This window comes from Bacillus sp. FSL K6-2865, from assembly GCF_040311405.1.
Classification (GTDB): domain Bacteria; phylum Bacillota; class Bacilli; order Bacillales; family Bacillaceae; genus Bacillus; species Bacillus velezensis.
On sequence record NZ_CP152036.1, the window covers coordinates 236,120 to 258,670 of the forward strand.

At 39.6% G+C, this 22,551-nt stretch carries 10 protein-coding genes; 9 read left to right on the forward strand and 1 reads right to left on the reverse strand.

Translation table 11 applies throughout. The annotated features are described in order from the left end of the window. The first annotated feature begins 25 nt into the window (after positions 1 to 25). The 9 genes from fabD to NYE42_RS01285 all read left to right on the forward strand — a co-directional run bounded on the left by fabD (position 26) and on the right by NYE42_RS01285 (position 22,168). Entirely contained in the window at positions 26 to 1,279 is a 1,254-nt protein-coding gene (fabD, locus tag NYE42_RS01245) for an ACP S-malonyltransferase (RefSeq protein WP_033575111.1), read from the forward strand. 43 nt (positions 1,280 to 1,322) lie between these two features. Then, a complete protein-coding gene (locus NYE42_RS01250; RefSeq protein ID WP_033575112.1) occupies positions 1,323 to 6,095 on the forward strand; it encodes a type I polyketide synthase in 4,773 nt (1,590 codons plus the stop codon). Positions 6,096 to 6,280: 185 nt separating this feature from the next. Then, on the forward strand, positions 6,281 to 11,071 hold the full coding sequence (locus NYE42_RS01255; RefSeq protein ID WP_342497185.1) for an SDR family NAD(P)-dependent oxidoreductase: 4,791 nt from the start codon (positions 6,281 to 6,283) through the stop codon (positions 11,069 to 11,071). 21 nt (positions 11,072 to 11,092) lie between these two features. Continuing rightward, positions 11,093 to 12,616, forward strand: coding sequence for an FAD-dependent oxidoreductase (locus NYE42_RS01260; RefSeq protein WP_033575114.1), 1,524 nt, complete (start codon positions 11,093 to 11,095; stop codon positions 12,614 to 12,616). A gap of 97 nt (positions 12,617 to 12,713) precedes the next feature. Then, a complete protein-coding gene (locus NYE42_RS01265) occupies positions 12,714 to 19,334 on the forward strand; it encodes a non-ribosomal peptide synthetase (protein ID WP_052467619.1) in 6,621 nt (2,206 codons plus the stop codon). 20 nt (positions 19,335 to 19,354) lie between these two features. Continuing rightward, entirely contained in the window at positions 19,355 to 20,398 is a 1,044-nt protein-coding gene (locus NYE42_RS01270; RefSeq protein ID WP_033575115.1) for a methyltransferase, read from the forward strand. Positions 20,399 to 20,554: 156 nt separating this feature from the next. After that, a complete protein-coding gene (locus NYE42_RS01275) occupies positions 20,555 to 21,031 on the forward strand; it encodes a DUF4879 domain-containing protein (protein ID WP_007408988.1) in 477 nt (158 codons plus the stop codon). An 80-nt stretch (positions 21,032 to 21,111) separates the two neighbouring features. Next, a complete protein-coding gene (locus NYE42_RS01280) occupies positions 21,112 to 21,360 on the forward strand; it encodes a sigma-G-dependent sporulation-specific acid-soluble spore protein CsgA (RefSeq protein ID WP_242750536.1) in 249 nt (82 codons plus the stop codon). 109 nt (positions 21,361 to 21,469) lie between these two features. After that, positions 21,470 to 22,168 carry a DUF308 domain-containing protein gene (locus tag NYE42_RS01285; RefSeq protein ID WP_352426707.1) on the forward strand — a complete coding sequence of 233 codons (699 nt, stop codon included), beginning with the start codon at positions 21,470 to 21,472 and terminating at the stop codon, positions 22,166 to 22,168. A gap of 44 nt (positions 22,169 to 22,212) precedes the next feature. Here the strand turns inward: NYE42_RS01285 and NYE42_RS01290 are convergent, their stop codons facing one another. After that, the gene (locus tag NYE42_RS01290) at positions 22,213 to 22,473 is read right to left on the reverse strand and encodes a hypothetical protein (RefSeq protein ID WP_003156732.1); all 261 of its coding nucleotides are present in this window, start codon (positions 22,471 to 22,473) and stop codon (positions 22,213 to 22,215) included. Positions 22,474 to 22,551 lie beyond the last annotated feature (78 nt).

The window sequence follows — 22,551 nt, forward strand, 5'->3', positions numbered from 1 at the left end:
TTATAGAGACTTTGGAGGTATTTAAATGTCGAAAATAGGTTTTTTATTTTCAGGACAAGGATCTCAATATGCAGGAATGGGCAAACGTTTATGTGACAATTTTATTATCGCTAAAAAAACGTTTGACGAAGCCAGTGATGCATTGGGATTTGACCTGAAGAAATTATGTATAGATGGAAGTGCCGCTGAGCTATCTCAAACAGAAAATACTCAGCCGGCCATCCTGGCAACAAGTATTGCACAATTCAGAATCTACATGGAAGAGGTCGGAAAAGAACCTGAATACATCGCCGGCCATAGTTTAGGAGAATATTCTGCCTTGGTTTGCAGTGACGTTTTGGATTTTCAGGACGCTGTAAAGCTGGTGAGAGCCAGAGGATTATTAATGAAAGAAGCTGCCGCACAAGGGACCGGAGCAATGGCTGTTATCAGGAACCTGGATGAAAGAATAGCAGAAGAAGAGTGCGAATCTCTCTCTTCAAGAGGAAAAACGATTGCTGTTTCTAACTACAATGGATATAAAGATGTTGTGGTATCCGGAGAAGCGGCAGCAGTTGAAGAGCTTAGTGAAACTCTTAAAGCCAGAGGAGCAGACATTTTTAAATTAAATGTAAGTGCTGCTTTTCATTCTCCGATCATGGGTTTTGCTGCGGAAAAATTCAGCCATGAGCTAAAAAAGTATGATCTCAGAACTCCAAAATACAAAGTTTTATCTAATGTGACGGCTCTTCCATATTCGGATAAACAGCAAATGGCTGACATACTGGGAACTCAAATCGTAAAACCGGTAAATTGGATGGGAATCATGAAGTATTTAGAAGCAAACCATACTGATACTGTGATTGAATTTGGACCGAAATCTGTATTAAGGAATCTTGTAAGAAACAATATCGCTGACATCAAATCGTACAGCTATGACAAAGAAGAGGACGTGAAAATTATAAAAGAGACTCTTTTGAACGAATCTGTTTCACTGCAAGCCGGTTTTTCTATTATCTCGAGAAGTTTAGGGATCGCGGTTGCTACTAAAAATTACAACTGGAACAATGAGGAATACGCCAAAGGTGTAATCGAACCATATGAAAAAGTAGCTGCCATACAGGCTGAACTTGAAACATCAGGTCGTCAGCCGTCAAGAGAACAAATGCATATGGCAGTAGAAATGCTGAAGTCAGTGTTTCGAACCAAAAAAACCCCTATAGATGAACAGAAAAAAAGATTTAATCAATTATTTTCTGAAACAAACACAAAAAAACACTTTGAAGACTTTGAAGTTTGACAGGTATGATTACCTATCTAGTGATTCTCAGCGAGGTAAAAAAATGAAAACAGACTTTATAAGTTTAAGTAATTTAAAAGCGGCCGCTTTTACAAATCAAACTCTGAATGTAAAGAAACAAAAAAACGAGGTAGGGGCCAAAGACATTTCCGGAGATGACATTGCCATTGTCGGTTTATCATGCAGAATCGGCGAAGCCAATCACGTAAATGAATATTGGGATTTACTTTTACGAGGAAAAGAGTTCATCAGAGACATTCCGCTGAACAGAAAAAAAGATGCTGACCAGTCATTAAAAAACAGCGGAACCAAGTACAGTAAAGATGCAGCCTATACAAAAATAGCCTATATGGATGAGATTGATAAATTTGATTGTGACTTTTTCAGTATCCTTCCAAATGAAGCAAAGTTGATTGATCCCAGACAAAGATTATTTATTGAAACGGCCTGGAACGCATTGGAAGACGGGGGTTACGGCGGCGGAAAATTATGTGGGACAAATACGGGAGTATACATTGGACTCAGCAGTGACGGCTCAAATGAATACTTCAGATTGCTTGAAAAAGGAGATCAATCGTTACTCGGACTGGCTACCGCGGGTAACATTAAATCAGTTATCGCAAGCAGACTGTCATATATCTTGGATTTTAAAGGGCCAGCAATGGTAATCGATACTGCATGCTCTTCATCACTTGTCGCCCTCCATACGGCTTGTCAGGCAATAAGAAATAAGGATTGCGATATGGCATTAGCCGGCGGAGTGAATATAAAAGTATTCCCAAAGACAATAGAGGAGAGCAGGTTAAATATCGGGAATTCTTCATCTGATTTTGCTGTAAGGACTTTCGATGATTCAGCTGACGGCACGAATAGCGGCGAAGGAGTCGCTGCCGTATTGCTGAAGCCGCTGGCCCAAGCGATTCGTGATCATGACCAGATCTATGCAGTCATTAAGGGGAGCGCTGTTAACCAGGACGGCAGCTCAGTAGGAATTACCGCTCCTAACGCAGCAGCTCAAGAACAAGTAATAGTAGATGCGTGGAAAAATGCAAAAATAGATCCTAAAACAATTACATATATTGAAGCTCATGGGACAGGGACCAAATTAGGGGATCCGATTGAAATAAATGCGTTGCAACGGGCTTTCAGAAAATATACAGACCGAAAACAGTTCTGTGCCGTATCTTCAGTCAAAACAAACATCGGGCATCTTGATAGTTTGGCGGGAATAGCGGGTTTAATTAAAGCGGTAATGGCATTAAAGCATAAAAAAATTCCGCCAAGTTTACATTTTAAAGTGCCGAACCGAAATATCAATTTTCATGAATCGCCTGTTTACGTCAATGACTCCGTTTCAGCATGGGAGAGCAGCGGAGTATACAGGTGCGGCATCAGCAGTTTTGGGCTGAGCGGTACAAACTGTCATGTCATTTTAGAAGAGGCACCCGCAGTTGAAAAAGTCGATCAATCCGTTTTATCTGAACATATTTTTACTGTTTCAGCTAGGACTAAAACATCACTCGCGCACTTGCTTACAGATCATATTGATTATTTAAAGAGAGAAACAGATGTGAATCTGGGAGATATATGTTATACAGCAAACACTGGGAGATTGCCAAACAAATACAGAATCGCTATGGTAATAAGCTCTGTCGCGGAACTGCTGAAAAAGCTGGAGTTTTTATCATGCTCTGAATGGAAAACGTATCGGGAGAAAAATATATACTTTCAATCGATAACAAATCAAACAAAGTTTATAGGAAAAACGCATACAGACAGTGTGCAGAATACTCAAACAATAAAAAATGTGATTCAAAGAGTCAGACAAAACGTCTCTAATATTTCAACCTCTGACTCACATATTTTATGTGAAATGTATTGTGATGGGGCGAATATCAACTTTGAAGATCTTTATAGCGAGATGAATTTTCAAAAGGTCAGCTTGCCGACATACAAATTCAGCGGAAAAAGATTATGGGCTGAGCCGGCTGCAGACGGCCCTTCAGCCGATGAGAAAAAACAATCTTTATTGAGCAATCTTGCAGTGCAGTCACTGAATCTGGAAGTGTATATATCCCATTTGAATGTCACTGATTATTGGTTTTTAAATGAACATAAAGTGAATGATTCTTACGTTATCCCTGGAACGGTTTATATAGAAACAGCTAGAGAAGCGGGAAGAAAATACTTCGGCGCACCTTTCGGCATTCTGTTAAAAGACGTTACGTTTTCAAATCAGTTAAAGGTAAAAGCAAATGAAGTTAAAGAAGTTCATACGATCATAAAGAAAAAGGACAGCGTTTTAGAGTTTAGTGTGATAAGTAAGTCCGGCGATAAATGGATAAAGCACGCGGAAGCGGTCATTGCGAAAGAAGAACCGGTACGGGAAACATATGACATTGAGGATTTAAAGAAAAGCTTCAATGCTGTCTATGCCATTCAACGTAATAATCATCCATTGACAGAAATAAACACCGATGAATACAAGTCGGTTTATCATATAGAAGATACCAATAGACCGGAAAGCATCGTTCAAGTCGGAGGCAGATGGAAATGCACCAATGCAATCTACAGAGACGACGACAGGCTTCTATGTGAATTGGAATTGCCGAAAGAATATGAGAGTGATTTCGTTCAGTTTTCGCTTCATCCTGCGATGATGGATTGTGCCGTTAATGCCGGGACATTCACGATAGATAACGAAACCTATCTCCCTTATTTTTATAAAGAATTTAAGATTTATGGCTCCGCTTCTAAAAAGTTTTACAGTTATATCAAGAAAAAGAGCCGAAGCAACGGAGAAACAGGAACGTTTCGCATCGTCCTGCTGAATGAGACTGGAGAAGTATTCGGTGAAATAAACAATTACATCGTAAAAAGGGTGCATAAAGCAGCTGAAAAGACTAAAAGGAACAATATATATCATAAGCTATCTTGGATAAGAGAAAGCGATCAATCACACGAGATGCGAGAAATTCATCATCCTATTTTATTATTTAAGAATAATGGCTGCAGTTTATCCGAGGAAATCATTCGAAGCTTAGAACTGGAAGGGAAAACTGTGATTGTCGCGGAACAGGGTGACTATTTCTCTAAAATCGGAAGCCATCATTATACAGTCAGTGATTCTCAAGAAGATTATGACTGTCTTGTAAAAACTCTTCAAAGTGAAAAGGTTTCTCAGATTGTCCATTTGATGTCTATCAGCGATGAGAAAGACAAAAACATATATCAGCTTCAGAAAAAAATATCCTCAGGGGTAGACAGTTTATTTTATTTAACAAAATCACTTGTAGAAAATACAAAAAATAACATAGAACTGATGCTGTTTGCAGACCTTGCACATCAAGTAAGCGGTGAAGAACCAGACATTAACCCGCATAACGCGGCATTTTTCGGTTTTGGAAAAGTAATTGAAAAGGAATATTCGCGTGTAAGTGTCAGATGCATAGATTTGGATCAAAATCTTATGGCGGAAAACATCATGTTTGAAATCAACTCAAAAAAACAGTCAGAGCTTGTCGCTTACAGAGACCGGCATAAATACGTTCAAGAGCTCCAGACTGAAGACTTATCCGTAATTCGGGAAGGGAAAATAAGCATCAGAAAGAACGGTGTATATGTTATTACCGGCGGTATGGGCGGACTGGGATTAGAAATGGCCAAGTATTTATCATCAAAAGAAAATGTCCAATTAATCCTCATTGGACGCTCCGAGCAGCAGATCAACATGGAGAAGGGAAACAAAAAGAAAATCGATGCTCTAAAAGAAATAAAAGAAAGCGGTTCTAAGGTAGATTACTATAAGGCCGATGTCGCAAATGAAAGTGAAATGATTCATGTATTCGAGGAAATAAAGAGTAAATACAATACAATCCACGGTGTCATACATAGTGCTGGTGTTTCTGGAGATGGGTTTATTTTCAGAAAGGAAAAAAAAGTGTTTGATAACGTGCTCAGACCGAAAGTTAATGGAACATGGATATTAAACGAGCTGACAAAGCATGAGCATCTGGATTTCTTCATAATGTTTTCTTCTATCACAGCACTTGCGGGGAGTATGGGGCAGGCTGATTATACTGCGGCTAATGCCTACCTGGATTCCTTCGCAGAACGCAGACAGCGAAGAAGACCGGATGAAAAAACAGTTACGATTAATTGGTGCGGCTGGTCTGATGTGGGTATGCTTGCCGAATATATTGAAGAGCGTCAAAAGGCCGGAAACGAACATAAAGATGAAAACGGCTTTAAGACGATTACCTCAGCTGAAGCGATACGTGCCTTCGATGAAGTCATGCAAAAGGACATCCGGAATGTGATCATCGGGGAAATTGATCATCGGGTACTGGAATTAAATCAAGATCAAATTCAGTTCCGATTATCCCCGGATATTTTGACTTTTAAGGAGCAGGCGATTGTAAAAAAATCTGTTGAGTCGAAAACTGATCAGACATTTTGCTTCAGCGATATTGAAAATAAACTAATGAAAGCTTGGATAAAAGTTTTAGGCTTAGAACAAATCAGTATAACTGATAAATTTTATGATTTGGGCGGAGATTCAATATCCGCGATATATCTGGTAAAAGAAATAGAGAAAGAATGGCCTTCTCTCATTGATGTTTCTGATATTTTTACGTATCCCTCCATTAAGGAGATGTCAACCTACCTTGAATCCCACTTCAGTGATCAGAAGTCTTCTGACCGAATCCCTGAAGAAGACAATGAAGATGACCTGGATGCAATTTTGAATAAGCTGGCATCCGGAGAGATGGAAGTCAGCGAAGCAAATCAAATATTTCATCCAGACCGAAAATAACTGAATTGGGCCTGTAAAAATATATTCGCAAAATGAAATATTGGCAGGCTGCGAATGGAATGAAGAAAAAGCAGCCTGCCTATCACATTATTATGGGAACTGAATTCCATTTTAAGGTAAAATTGTAGATCTTATTACCCTTCCTATCAAAAATTTTCTTAGAAAGAAAGCGGGAGTGATCCGTAATGAATAGCGTTCAATCTTATATATTTGAACAAGTGAAACAGCATAAGCTAAGCCAGAAAGAAGCAAAGCGAATGCTAAAAGAATTAAAGGCTGCAAGCAGCAATGAAGATATTGCTATCATTGGAATTTCCTGCAAACTGCCGAAAGCAAACAATACAGATGAATACTGGCAGAATCTGATGAATGGAGAAGACTGCAAAGCGGAATATCCAAAAGATATGATCAATTACATTAAACCGATCGTAAACAATAAAGGGTTTACTGATTTTCTCGGTTCAGGATATCTGACGGAAGAACAAGCAGATAACTGGAAACCTGGCGGATATTTAGAAGACGTAGACAAGTTCGATCCTGAATTTTTTAATATTTCTCCTAAAGAAGCAAAGGCCATTGACCCGTCTCATAGAGTATTGCTGGAGACGGTATGGACTGCGATTGAAGATGCAGGGTATGCAGGGGACAAAATTTATGGAAGCAACACATCGCTCTTTGTTGGAAAAGACCATGTCAATAATACGTTGTACCGCTACATTACAGAATCAGAATCGACAAGTATGACGGGCAACTGGCCGGGTTTGATGGCGGGGCGGATTAATTATTTATTAAATTTAAAAGGAAGTTCTATGGTTTTGGATTCTGCTTGCAGCTCGGGGCTGCTTGGTGTGCATCTTGCCTGTAATGCTTTGAAAAATAAAGAATGCGATATGTCTATTGTCAGCGGAATTTCATTAGGATTCTTTCCGCGCTTCAAAACGTCCAAAAAATCAATGATGGAATCAGTAAGTGATAAAGTACACTCATTTGATAAAGACGCAGACGGGACATTTTTCAGTGACGGAGTAGCGGCAGTCATCTTAAAACCTTTAAGTAAAGCCAAGCAGGACGGAGATCATATTTATGCTGTTATCAAAGGGAGTGCAGTTAATAATGACGGGGCCTCAAACGGATTGACAGCTCCAAATGCCATCGCCCAGGAAGAAGTACTGGTTCAGGCATGGGAAAATGCTCAAATTGATCCCGAAACCATTCAATATATCGAAGCGCACGGTACAGGCACAAAGCTTGGAGATCCAATTGAAATAAAGGGGATTTCCAATGCGTTTTCAAAATATACGGACAAGCTGCAGTTTTGCGGGATCGGATCTGTTAAATCTAATATTGGCCATACCGTTGCCGTTTCGGGTTTGGCGTCACTTATCAAGATCGTTCTGTCTATGAAGCATCAAGTCATCCCTCCGAGTATTAATTTTAAAGAACCGAATTCATTGATTAACTTTGTGAAGTCACCTGTATTTGTTACAGACAAAGCCCATGAATGGCCTAAAAATAACTCACCGAGGAGAGCGGGAATCAGTTCTTTCGGCTTTGTGGGGACCAATTCACATGTAGTGATTGAAGATGCTGGAGATGAGGTTGAAGAGGTCATTCCTGCAAATGAAACATTTGAGATATTTACTTTATCAGCTAAAACAGAGAATTCTTTAATGAAACTCATCAAGGAATATAATGAATTCTTTAAAAAAGGAACTCAAAAAAACGTAAAACACATTTGCTATACGGCAAACACAGGGCGGGGCCATTACGGCTACCGATTGGCTCTGATTGTAAAAAGTTACGAAGAATTAAAGAGAAAAATCGGCAGGCTTGCAGGACAAAACCTGAATGAAATATCAGAAAAAGGCGTATATTTTTCTTTCCATAAAGTTGGTTCTGATAGAAAACAGATTATGGATGAAGGAGAAATTTCCTTATCTGAACATCGAAAAATGAATGCTCAATCTGACAATTTGATACATGACATTCTTACTGAAGGGGATGAATATTTACTGCTAAACCTTACGGAAATTTGCAACCTGTATATCAGAGGAGCAAAAGTAGAATGGACAAAAATGTACAAGGATGAGCACAGAAAGATTGTCAGTCTTCCGACATACCAATTTGAAAGAACATTATGCTGGGGAGAAGTAAAGGACAGAAGAGGTGAAGCGCCGCATCAGAAAAATATCAGTCACCCGCTGATTGACCAGTGTTTGGCTGATTCAATGAATGAGACGATTTATTCAACGACATTTAATGTGAATAAGGATTGGGTTTTAAGTGACCATAAAATCATGGGGGCTTGTGTTATTCCGGGGACGACTTATATCGAAATGGGAAGAAGAGCAAGTGCCGCTTACTATAAAAGCAATCAATTAGAATTACGAGATATTATCTTCTTCACTCCGTTAACGGTAAATGAGGATGAGAATAAGGTTGTACACACAATCATTAAGAAAAAGAAAGAATGTATTCAATTTATAATAGCCAGTCAGGAAGGAGAAACCTGGATTACACATGCAGAAGGAAAAGCGTTTCCATTAACAGACTCTGTATCAATGTTTGATTTACACTCTGTTAGGAATGACAGTAACAGAGAGAAGATAAAAGTCAATTATGAAAATAAAAATGGTTTAATCAGCAAAGTCTTTACTTTCGGACCGAGGTGGCTGAACTTCAAAGAAGTCATACTGGGCCCTGATGAACAGTTGGCCGAATTAAAATTGGCTGATGAATTTACAGCAGATTTAAAAGACGTCTTTTTACATCCCGCTTTGCTAGATAATGCGGTGAACGTGTTTATTGGAGAAGATGATGACGATAGTACATTCCTTCCTTTTTCATATAAAAGTGTGAAGATTTACTCAAGAATGCCGCAGCATTTTTATGCATTTGTCAAAAAGAACGCAAGCAGCAAAGAGACAAAGCTGTGTGATATTCAGTTAATAGATACAGAAGGACATGTTTTTGCAGAAATCACCGATTATGTATTAAAAAAAGTAAATCGGATTAATGCCCTTTTTGAAGAAAGTTCTGAATCACTTTATCAATTAAAATGGGTGGCGCAAGAAGCTTTTGAAGAAGAAAAAACAGAGGTAACAGGTCCTGTACTGTTATTTAAAGACAACATGGAAATTTATAAATCTATACTGGAACAGTTGAAAATTCGTGACGATGATGTTATTGAAGTGGAGTTTGGGGATGAATTTCAGAAGATAAATGGGCGGAAATTTCTAATTAGCGGATCAGAAGAAGACTATGTTCAATTATTGCATAGCATAAACGATCAAAATATCAGCAGCATTATACATATGTCTTCTATCAGCCGCCAAGGAACGGAATCATTAACAGATTTAGAAGACATGCAGAATAAAGGCGTATACAGCCTGTTCCGCTTAGTCCGGGGGTTAAGTAAGAATAAGATGAAAAGCAATATTAATTTGCATCTTATTTCTGATCTTGTGACAGAAGTGTCAGGAGAAGAAAATACAATCAATCCATTGGGCGCCGCGCTGTTTGGTCTGGGACGTGTTATTTCGCAGGAGTTCCAAAATGTTTCATGTAAAGCAATTGATATTGATGAACATACTTCACCGGAAATTATTAGTGAGGAGTTAAGAACAAAAGGGAAACACTATCAAGTCGCCTTTAGGGATGGTAAGCGGTATATCAGTCGGTTGGATACGGTTGAACGAATAAAGAATAAGAAACACGGCGGTTTGGAAATTAAAGAAAACGGTGTCTATATGATTACCGGCGGCACCGGCGGAATCGGTTTGGAGATCGCAAAGCACCTGGCTGGAAAACATAACGTCAATGCTGTATTGCTCAATCGCTCTAAACTGCCTGATCAAAGCCGATGGGACGACATCATTGCTGATGGAACGGATTTAAAGCTTTGCAGAAAACTGAAGTCCATCAGAGCTATCGAGTCAATGGGTTCTAAAGTTGATTGCTACAGCTGTGAAGTTTCTGACTTAAACAGCATGGGGCCGGTAATTGAAGAAATAAAACAGAAATACGGTACGATCAATGGCGTGTTCCATTGTGCCGGAGTTGCCGGGGACGGTTTCCTCTTTAGAAAAGAAGCTGATATTTTTAAAGAAGTGCTCGCTCCTAAAATTAATGGAACATGGGTTATCAATCATTTAACGAGAGACGTAGATTTAGATTTCACGATTTTGTTCTCCTCAATTAATTCTATTTTCGGAGGTGCCGGACAGGGAGATTATACAGCTGCAAATGCTTATTTAGATTCCTTTGCTTATATGCAAAACAAACAGGGAAAAAACACGCTGTCAATTAACTGGCCGGCTTGGGATGAGGTCGGCATAGCTGTCGATTATGGAATTACTGATGAGAGTTCTATTTTCAGATTATTGACGGTAGAAAGGGCTATTTCCGTTTTAGAAGAAATAGCATCGAATAAGCTTACTAATATCATTCCAGGTACATTAAATATGAAGCTCCTCGCTTTTGCAAAGGATGAATTGTCTTTTGAATTATCTGAGCAAATCAAAAACAAATTAATAGATAAAAACAGGACAAAAAACGAAGCAGAAAAACGTCGAAGAACAGATACTGAAGATATAGTGCTCAAAGGAAAGGGAGAACTTTACTCCGATACCGAAAAAAGTATTGCGCAAATGTACTCTATGGTTTTGGATATGCAAGAGCTAGATTTATATGAAAGCTTTAGTGCCATGGGCGGCGATTCTATTATGGCAACCCAACTGTTAAAACTGATTAATCAACAATATCCTGACATTGTGGATATATCCGATATATTTACATATTCCTCTGTAGTGGAGCTATCAGAGTATATTGACAAGCAGCTGAATAAAGATCCACAGCAAGAAACGGAAGAAGATACTGCTGAAAATCGGCTTGAGCAAGAACTCAACAATCTATTTGACGACCTGGAGAACGGCAAAATCAATATACAAGAAGGATTGAAAATTTTAGAAAACTAGTTTCGGAAAAGGGGAAAATTAATGAAGAATACAGAAGAAAACAAGACTGCAATCATAATCGGAGGCGGTATTGCAGGAATGGCCGCGGGCTGTTACTTGCAAATGAACGGATACAGCACGAAAATTTTTGAAATGGGCTTGCTGCCGGGTGGTTTATGTACCGGCTGGAAGAGAAAAGGGTACTTTTTTGACGGTTGTATCAGCTGGCTGGTCGGTTCAGGACCTAACAACACGTTCCATAAATTTTGGAAAGAGCTGAACGTGATACAAAATATGGAATTCATTAATGATGAAGAATTTGCGGTTGTTAACTTTAGAAATGGTGATACATTTACGCTGTATGCTGATGTAGATAAATTAGAACAGGAGTTTTTAAAAGTTGCACCTGAAGATGCGGAAACAATTAAGCTTTTAACTGATGGCATTCGAGTTGTTTCTGATGTAGATCTGGATTTGGATAAAGCGCCCGAACTGTTCGATTTAGCAGACTTTGAGGCCTTCAAAGCAAAGGCTGGCCCTTACATGAAAGTAATGGGGCAATGGGGAAAAGTGACGATCAAAGAATTCGCCCAGCGCTTTAAAAGCAGTTTTGTAAGAGAAAATGTAAATCGTCTGTTTTGGTTTAATGTAGATACCCCTATATCTTACTTTATGGCTACTTTAGGCTGGGCTAATAGCAAATCTTCAGGACATCCTGTAGAAGGTTCTCTGCAATTCGCAAAAATTATTGAAGCCAGATATGTTGAATTAGGCGGTGAGATTCAATATAAATCACCTGTTTCTAAGGTTTTAGTAGAAAATGATAAAGCGATCGGAATAGAGTTGAAAAACGGACAGTGTCATTATGGAGATATCGTCATTTCAGCAGCGGATGGCTATAAAACTATTTTTGAAATGCTGGATGGAAAATATACAGATGATGAACTGACATTTTGTTATGACAACCTTAAAACAAGTGCGCCGCAAATTTATGTCGGATTGGGCGTATCAAAAACGTTTGAAAAATATCCTCATTATTTGAGCCTGGAATTAGAACAGCCTCTTAATGCCTATGGCTGTGACAACGTTAAAAACATATTTGTGAAAATATATAACGAAAATCCTTCATTCGCACCTGATGGCAAAACGAGTATTATCGTGTATGCGAAAACTTCTGCTGAATACTGGGAGACTTTGCAAAAAAACAACCGCGAAAAATATGAAGAAGAGAAAAAAGCAATTGCGAATGTAATGATTGATGAATTAGACAAATGGTTTGGTGAAATTAAATCAAATATTGACGTGACTGATGTATCCACCCCATATACGATCAGAAGATACACAAATAATAGAAATGGAAGCTGGCAGGGCTGGGAAAAACAGATGGAAGGCATCATACACGAGAAAAAACTGAAACGTTCACTTCCCGGACTTAAAGACTTTTATATGGTTGGGCATTGGAGTCAAGTGGGAGGAGGTCTTCCGAGTGTTGTCTTACAGGCAAGAAATCTAGTGCAGGTGTTATGTAAAGAAGATGGAAAGGTTTTTGAGACAAAAATTAACTAATTCAATAAGCTGCTTCTTCAATTGAAGCAGCTATTCTATATATCCATGATGCTTCTCATATTTTATATAGAATCAAAATCGATAGGGGTGATTAATCGTGGATGATATTTCGATTATAAAACAATATGTATTGGAGCAAGTAAAAGAGCAAAAAATGAACAGGGAAATGGCTTTGCGCATTTTGAAAGGATTATCAGATAAGTCTAAGAAAAATCAATGTGATATTGCCATTATCGGCATATCCTGCCGTTTCTCAAAAGCCAATAATGCAAAAGAATACTGGCAAAACATTATGAACCGTGCCTCATGCATCCGGGACTTACCGAAGAAGCGGCGGAAAGATATTGATCCATTGCTGCCCAGTGCGAATGAGAATTCTTATTTTAAAGCGGGTTTCTTAGATGAAATTGATAAGTTTGATTCATCATTTTTCAGAATTTCGCCAAGAGAAGCCATGCTTATGGATCCGAAACAAAGATTGTTTTTGGAGACAGTTTATCACGCTATTGAGGACTCCGGTTATGCTGGGAACAAGTTACAAGGTTCGAATACAGGTATTTTCGTTGGACATGATCATAGCGGTGACTTGAAGTTTTCCTATGCTTCCCTAGTAAATGATGCGGATATGATTGCAATGACAGGTACTTATCCCGGCATATTGGCAAGCAGGACCTCCTACATTTTTAATCTGAAAGGGCCAAGCTTGGTTGTTGATACAGCCTGCTCTTCCGGACTCGTTTCGGTTCATCTTGCTTGTGAGGCACTTAAAAATGAAGAATGCAGCATGGCTATTGCGGGAGGCGTTAATTTATTTCTGAGACCTGAAAATATAGGTACGATGAGCGAAATAGAAGCGGAAAACGCTAAAATCAGCATTTTTGATAAAAATGCAAAGGGGACAGCATGGGGTGAGGGGATTTCTGCTATTGTATTAAAACCTTTACATAGGGCTATAGAAGACAGAGACCACATATATGCTGTCATTAAAGGGAGCGCTACGAATAATGACGGGGCTTCTAACGGAATCACCGCTCCTAATGCTGAATCACAAGAGAAATTGATTACGCGTGCCTGGAAGAATGCGAATATTAGTCCGGAAACTATTTCTTATATTGAAACGCATGGAACAGGCACGATTTTGGGAGACCCGATTGAGATCAAAGGGATAACGAATGCGTTTAAGAAATATACCGATAAAAAGCAGTTTTGCGGTATAGGTTCAGTCAAACCCAATATCGGCCATACAGTCGGGGCATCAGGCATGGCGTCTCTCATTAAAGCATGCATGGCTTTAAAAGAGAAGGTCATCCCCCCAAGTATCAACTTTAATGAACCGAATCCTTTAATTAATTTTTCGAATTCACCTGTTTATGTGAATGACATGATAAGAAATTGGGAAAAAGGAGAGACGCCAAGAAGAGCCGGTGTAAGTTCGTTTGGCTTCAGCGGAACCAACTGTCATATTGTATTGGAAGAAGCACCTGGAATAATAGGTGAGACTGAACAGAGACAGGTAAAAGAGGTATTCACTCTGTCTGCAAAAAATAAGTCCGTCCTGAATGATATTGCATCAAAGTATCTTCATTTTATCTCGGAAGAAAACAATTTGAATCTCTCTGATCTTTGTTATACAGCGAATACGGGAAGAAAACATCTGGAGAATAGAGTGTGTTTTCTCGTAAAAGACATCGAAGATCTGAAGGAAAAACTTGAAAGTCTGCTCGAAGCGCCGGTTCAGCAAGAAGAAGCTGCATTTTCTTTTAAGACCGATAGAGATCTAAGTACCGCTGCTGGAAAAAAACTTAAGGCTTATAATGCAGGCGGGAGAACAGATGAGAGTCTTCTGATTGATATAAGCAAGCTCTATGAAAAAGGTGCAGAGATCGATTGGGAAATGATATACGAAGGAGAAAAAAGAAGAAAAATCAGCTTGCCGGGTTACGCATTTTTGCGGGAGAGACATTGGGTGAAACTGCCTGAAAAATTACCGATAAGCAATGCACTAGATAACCCTTCAGTCAACAAGCCTCAAATAATAAGACTGAGTGGCAGGGAAGACGGCTGTTATTCAGAAACAGAGCTAATGGCAGGACAAATTTGGGGAAATGCCCTTGGAATCAATCCGATCGATGTTACATCCGATTTTTATGAAATGGGCGGAGATTCAATCATAGCAATAGAAATCATCAACTTTATCAATAAACAGCAAGGAACGGAGCTTTCAGTTTCAGACTTGCTAAAGCATTCGAATATAAAACTCTTCTCAGCTTATTTGGATGAATATTCTCTGAGGAAGACAAATGATGTGAATGTGATTCCCAAAGCGGGCGATTTTGAGTGGTATGAGGCATCATCTGCACAGAAAAGAATTTTTATTCTAGATCAATTAAATAAAAACAGCACTTCTTATAATATCCCGTTCTTTTTAATGATTGAAGGAGAGTTGGACGATAAACGTTTAGAAGATGCGTTTAAAAAATTAATAATCAGGCATGAGGTTTTAAGAACGTCCATAGTTTTAAGAGACGGGCAGCTTGTGCAAAACATAGAAAAAGACGTTCGATTTAAAATGGATAGAATCAAGACCTCCGACGAAGAATTAGAGAGCCTTATGGCTAATTTTGTCCGCCCGTTTGATGTAGAAAAGGCTCCTTTACTGCGTGCAGGATTAGCCGAGATTAGTCATCAAAAACATCTTTTAATGATAGATTTACAGCATATTATAGCGGATGGGGCGTCTATCCCGATCCTCCAAAGGGAATTGATAAATTTATACGAAGGCAACGAACTGCCGCCATTGAACGTTCAATTTAAGGATTTTGCGAATTGGCAAAATGAATTATTTCATACTGAAGAAATGAAAAAACAAAAAGACTTTTGGTTAAATGAGTTTAAAGGAGAAATTCCCGCTCTCAATCTGCCCGCAGATTTTTCAAGAGAAGCCAAACGAGATGATCAAGGTGAACGAATCTATTTTTATGCAGGAAGAGAGCTGACCGCCAAGTTAAAAGAATTAAACGCAAAACAAAAAGTCACCCTTTTCATGACTTTAATGGCTTCATTTAATGTGCTGCTCCATAAACTTACTGGTCAAGAAGATATTGTTATCGGCACACCTGTAGCCGGAAGAAAGCATAAAGAATTAGAAAACATGATAGGAATGTTTGTAAATACGCTGGCACTGAGAAATAAACCATCTGCCGACAAAACATTCAAAGAACTGCTTGAAGCCGTTAGGGATAATGCGCTTCTGGCTTATGAAAATCAAGATTATCCTTTTGAAGAGCTTGTAGACCATTTGAACCTTGAGAGGGATATAAACCAGAATGCTCTTTTCAACGTTATGTTTGTCCTTCAGCTGATGGATAATCCGGCAATTGAAGTAAATGGGCTGAAATATAAGCCGTATCCTTACGAAAACAAAACAGCCAAATTTGATCTTTTGCTTCAAGCATTTCCTTCAAAAGAGGACATCAAGTTTGAGTTCACTTATTCATCAAACTTGTTTAAGCGCACAACTGTAGAAAAATTCTCACAGCGATTCTTAATGATTCTCAATCATATTGTTGAAAGTCAAAATGGACTAATCGGTGAGATTAACATTTTAGAAGAAAATGAACGACGCGATATGTTGAGTTACAGTGGAAAATCACTGAGAAGCAGAGGCACAGATGCATCTATCTGTGAGCTTTTTGAGAAGCAGGCGGAAGCAACGCCGAATCAAATAGCTGTGTCTGCACAAGACGGAAGCTTAACTTATAGTGAGCTGAACAAAAATGCAAACCGGCTTGGAAGAGCACTCATTCAAAAAGGTATCAAAAAGAATGAAGCAGTGGGCATAGCTGCAGACCGAACCACTGATTTTATCATCGGAGTAATGGGAATTTTAAAAGCGGGAGCAGCTTATCTGCCAATTGATCCATCATATCCGCAAGAAAGAGTTGAGTATATGCTCAAAGACAGCGGGGCCCGCTTGTTACTGACGGATCGTAACAATCATTGTCAAAGGTACGGAGTAGAAAGTGTTTGTCTGAATGAATTGGAAACAGTTCCAGACGACGGGAGAAATGTTAAAGGAGGAGCGGAACGGCACAGCCTTGCCTATATCATCTACACTTCTGGATCAACGGGACACCCAAAAGGTGTGATGATCGAACATAAAAGTATAGTGAATTTAACAGAAGCCCTGCATGAACGTATCTACTGCAAACATGGCGGGCGGCAGAATGTAGCGTTGTTGGCACCCTTTTCCTTTGACGCTTCTGTCAAACAGATTTTTTCTGCGCTGCTTTTGGGACACTCTCTTTACATCATCTCTGAAGAAGCCAGGCATGATATCACGAAACTTGCTGAGTTCTATATCCAAAATAAAATAAATATTTCTGATGGAACACCAGCCTATCTCAGCCTGCTCTCTGAGTCTCCGCAGTGTGGCCGTATAGGTGTAAAACATTTTATTATAGGCGGCGAAGTGCTTAAACCTGAAGAAGTAAAGCGTTTTTATAAAGTATTTAAGAAGAATGACCGTCCTTATATAACAAATGTATATGGACCGACGGAATGCTGTGTTGATGCTGCATCTTATACGATAAACCCAGATAATATTTCCAATATAAAGAGGATCCCTATCGGCACGCCGATAAAAAACTGTTCTATCTACATACTAGATAAACAGCAGAAGCCTGTGCCGCCGGGAGTTATCGGAGAGTTATACATCGGAGGGGAAGGAGTTGGACGGGGTTATTGCAATCGTGAAGAACTAACCGAGGCTAAGTTTATCCCGGATCTTGTTCATTCTGGTGAGAAAATGTATAAAACCGGAGATTTAGGCAAGTGGAATGAGGATGGGAATATAGAATTTGCCGGAAGAATCGATCGTCAAGTAAAAATCAGAGGATTTAGAATTGAACTGGATGAGATTGTAAACAGACTGCTGTCTCACCAAAATGTTCAAGAAGCGGTTGCGATTGCTCACAATGATCAGATATATGCCTATACAGTATGTAAAGATACGCAGCCGCCTTCTCAGCTAAAAGAATACTTATTGGAATATCTGCCGGAATATATGGTCCCGACAGTCATTATGGGCATAGATAAAATTCCGTTGACGAACAATGGGAAGACTGATGTAAAACGTTTGCCGCTACCAGCTGAAAATAATGCCGAGCTGCATCACTTTATTGCTCCGAGAAACGAGATTGAACGAATCGTCAGTGAGGTCTGGTCCGACATTCTTGAAGTTTCTAAAATCAGTATAAAAGATAATTTTTTCGTTTTAGGCGGAGACTCAATTAAAGCCATACAAGCAGCGGTCAGAATGGAAAAATTCAATCTTAGGCTGGAAGTGAAAGACATTTTTCATTACCAGACAATCGAAGGAGTTTCGAATAAAGTCAGTTATATAACAGCGGCATCTGATAACAGTGTGATAACGGGGGAAGCCGGTCTTGTGCCAATTCAATGCTGGCTGGCTGAACGCCATAATGATACTCTGCACCATCGGAATCTTTCTTTTATGCTATACAGGGAAGCCGGGTTTGGCGAAGATATTGTAAAAGACATTTTCACCCGGATTATTCAGCATCATGACAGTCTGAGAACAGTATTCAAACGTAAAGGCGATAGAATGGTACAGGTAATAAGAGGCCTGACGGACGGCGACTTGTTTGACTTTCATCTGATCAATGCAATAAACATGCCGCAATCAGTTTTAAAAATGAAAATAAATCAAATACAAGCCAGTATGGATCTGACTCACGGACCGCTTGTTAAATTGGCACTTATTAAGGAAGCAGATGGGGAACATCTGTTAATCGTCATTCACCAAATGATAATTGATCATATGTCTTGGAGAATACTGCTTGAAGATTTTAATACAGCATATCAGCAAGTTAAAAGTAACGAAGACATTGTATTACCAAATAAAACCGATTCGTATTTAAAATGGTCTGATTATCTCTATAAATATGCTGAAAGTGAACGGCTGTTGTTTGAGAAAGAGTATTGGACGAAACTCGAAAATGTTTATGCTCCGTCTATTCCGGTTGATATTCAGGAGCAAATTGCCAAAGTCAAAGATAACAGACAAGTGTACAGGCAGTTTAATGTTCGGGAAACTGAAAATATAATGAATGCGATTCAAGGACAAGATCATTTCACTATTGAGACTGTTTTGCTCACAGCGTTAGGTTTGACAATAAAACATCAAACAGGCAGTAATACATCTCTCGTGCACTTAGGCAACCATGGCCGCACTCATCAGAGTGAGAAGCTTAATATCTACAGAACAGTAGGCAGATTTTCTGCAATCTATCCAGTGGCTTTGGAGGTCTCCGATTCAGATCATATCGGTTCGAGTTTAGATAATGTTAACTCGACCTTAGCAAATATTCCTGATCAAGGGATAGGATATGGTATTTTAAGATATTTAAAACAAGATATAAAAGAGAAATCAAAACCAGACATTTCATTTAATTATATGGGCGAATTTGATAATGAACTGCACACAGAAAGCTTTACGGTATCTCCGCTTTCAACCGGGAATGATATAAGTGAAGATGAAATTTGGAATTACAAGTTTAAGTTTATTGTGTTGGTAAGAGAGAAAAAATTGAGCATTGGAATTGAATATAATCAAAATCAGTACCATAAGAGTACTGTAGAAAATCTGCTTAATCAGTATATGCATTATATCAAAAAAGCAGCAGAAACCATTTAATTAATCGGAGGTTAACGTAAATGACCAATTCAGTTCAGCAAGATAAACAAGTACCGAAGAAATATCCTCAGGCCGCAGTCATGCAAATGGTTTCAGGGCTGGGGTTTTCCCTGGCAGTTAAAACAGCGGTAGAATTAGATGTATTTTCCGCTTTTCAAAATGGACCAGCTTCAGCGGAAGCGATAGCTGAAGCCCTTGAATTGAACCCCTCTGCCTTATTCAGGCTCTTAAGAGCGCTGGAATCCGTCGGTTTGGTCGCCCAAGCTCAAAATGGCTATTATGATGTAACAGAGTATGGTGCCACTTTGATGCCTGGGAAAGCAAAATCCATTGAGCCTTTGGTAGAATATCTGCTGCATGAAACAGTAGTGCAGTCTATGTTTAAAATGGATTATAGTATCAAAACCGGCAAATCCGCTTTTGAAGCCATTTATGGCGATAAATGGTATGAGAATAATAGTCTTGATCAAGATTACTTAAAAACAATGGATAAGGCGATGGAGATTTATTCAAAAATGAGTCTGCCATCCATATTGAAAGCTTACTCATTTGAAAAGTTTGATGTTATCGTAGACGTCGCGGGAGGAATGGGCCAGTTAATAACAGGCATTTTAGGTGCTGCTCCTAAATCAAAGGGGATATTGTTTGATCTTCCAAAAACGATACAAAGTGCAAAAAAGCATTTAGCATCTTCAGAGATGAGCGAACGCTGTCAGTTTACGGAAGGGAGTATGTTTGAGGAAATTCCTTCCGGAGGAGACTTGTATGTGATAAGCAAAGTGTTAAATGATTGGGATGATGAGCATGTGGTTGCTATTCTTGAAAATATAGCCGGTGCCATGTCTGATCATTCCAAGCTGATTATAGTTGAAAATGTGCCTGAAGCAGACAAGCTGTCCCCTGAAGAAGCTTTTCGTGATTTATTATTTTTAGTATGCTCTGCAGGCGGCAGAGTCAGAAAGAAAACCGAGTTTGAACAATTGATTGAGAAAGCCGGATTAACACTATTAAATGTAATTCAGACCCCGAGTAAATACACAATTTTGGAGTGTGGAAAGAAATAATGTTATATAAGCTATCTCTTTAGGAGATAGCTTTTTTTATATAAAAAGTTCACCAATTTGACTGATTGATTCTGTCTATCTATTGATTTTTCTGATAAAATAAAACTTATAATATTTAACATAATTATAAATTTGAACCATCAGGGAGGAAGAAACATGAAAAAGAGACTCGTTATGCTATTCGCGGCGGCCGCCGCTGTTTTGTTGCTTGTGAGCGGGTTGTGGGCTCCATCAGCGTCTGCGGCGCCGGCTCCTGCTTTAACACAAATCCGTATTATCGGTGTGACGTCTGACGGTCAGAGTTACCAATGGGAAAATATCGGGCCGAACCAAATCAGCGCATCAAAACCGATGAAGGGTACAACGGGTTATTTAGCCGTATATTTCCAAGGGTATCCGAACAATAACACGATCCAGGCGTTTAACAACGGAACGAATATTACAAATCTTACGTCAAAAGCGCTTGAAGATGAATATACAAAAAACGGCAATATCGTTACAGGCTATATTAAATATTACAGTGTTCCTCTTTCTTATGTCAGTTCAGGAACGTTCTCTTTCTCCGCAACGGGGCTGAACGGGCCGTACACGCCGTTAAGCAGCGGATTTTTCTCCATTCAGGTACAGAGTTAAGACGGTAGCCTGGTGCTTTCATGTATAGTTTTTCTCTCTTTCCGGGAAGCTATTCCTATAGAAAAGGGAGGGCTTACATGATGGACAGGACACTCAGATATTTGCGCGAGTCGCTTTCGAACCACTTGGAGCATGATGTGTGCCGAGGGATTTATAAAAAGCTTCAGGTGAAGCATTATGAAAATGAGGGCGAGTTTGTGAAAGACCTAAATGATTTGGAAATGGATGCGCTGAATCAGGTGCTTGAAAAGGAAATCAAATATGCTGAGAACGAGCAGGATGAGAAGCGCACGATGGAATTGAATGAAGTATATGAGCTCCTGTTTTAAAAAGCCTCCCGGCGGTCGGGAGGCTTTTTATTGTTTTAGAAACAGTTTACAGAATCATCCAACCCTTTGTATAATGGATAGTTGTGAAAAACACAGACGGAGGAGAAACATGAACGAAATAAAAAAACAGACGGTTCTTGAGTTGTCATCGGTTGAAAAAGCTTTGGTTTTTCTGGTGCCGCCATTATTGGGGCTGGTCATCGGATGGTTTCTGCCGGTCATTGCGAAGTGGGCCGTAACATTGGATTGGCTGCCTTTTCACGGGCCGCTGGAAATTATCGCTTCTTTTCACGGATGGAAGGCTGCGGCTGCAACCGCCGTTATCGGCTTAATCGGAGGAGTGTGGCTGACGCGGGCAGCTTTTAAAGAAACTCTTGTGGCAGTCGTGACGGACAGCGAGGTGTCCTTAACCATATATAATGAAGAAAGCGTGTTTTCGAAAGACAGCATTTCCGGTGTGTTTACGGATGAAAAGCATCTTGTCTTATTGGGGACTGAAGGGCAGGAGCTTTTTCGGGAGAAGCTTGAGCCGGCGGTTGAAAAAGCGGCTGATGCGTTTCGCGCGCATGGGTATGTCTGGCTGGGGACGGAAGATCCTTTTAAAGAAGAATACAAACGGTGGGTGCCGGACACGCCGGATTTGGAGCCTGGGGCAAATGCTCTTTTAAAAGCGAGAGAAAAGGCGCTGAAAGAGGAGGAAAAGGCTGATGCGAAAGAGCTGAAAGCGGAAATATCCAAACTGGGCATTACCGTGCGGGATAAAGGCCCGCGCCAATATTGGCGGTTCTATCAAACGCCGTCACCATAAAAAAAGCTGCCGCCGTTGATACGGCCGGGCAGCCCGGGAACAGATTATTTCTTCTTGTCATCATAATATTGAACCGGGTACATGGAGCCTTCGGATACCATTTTGTTATCTTCAATATCTTCGGGATGCGGGTTGCCTGCTTTGTTGACGGGGAATGATTCAATATCCTGCTTCCCGGAGAGCGATGTTTTCATATTGCGGATAAAGTTCATCACCTTTTGGCGGTTTGATTTATCTTTGAGCAGGTAGGAAGTCACTCCGACAGTCGACACGGCAAGTCCTGAAATGAGCAGTTTTTGTTTCACGATAAAAACTCCTTTCTATTTCTGGCTTGCAGTAGTTATTCCCGCTTAACGGCTGTTTAAACATCGGAAGGGTAATTT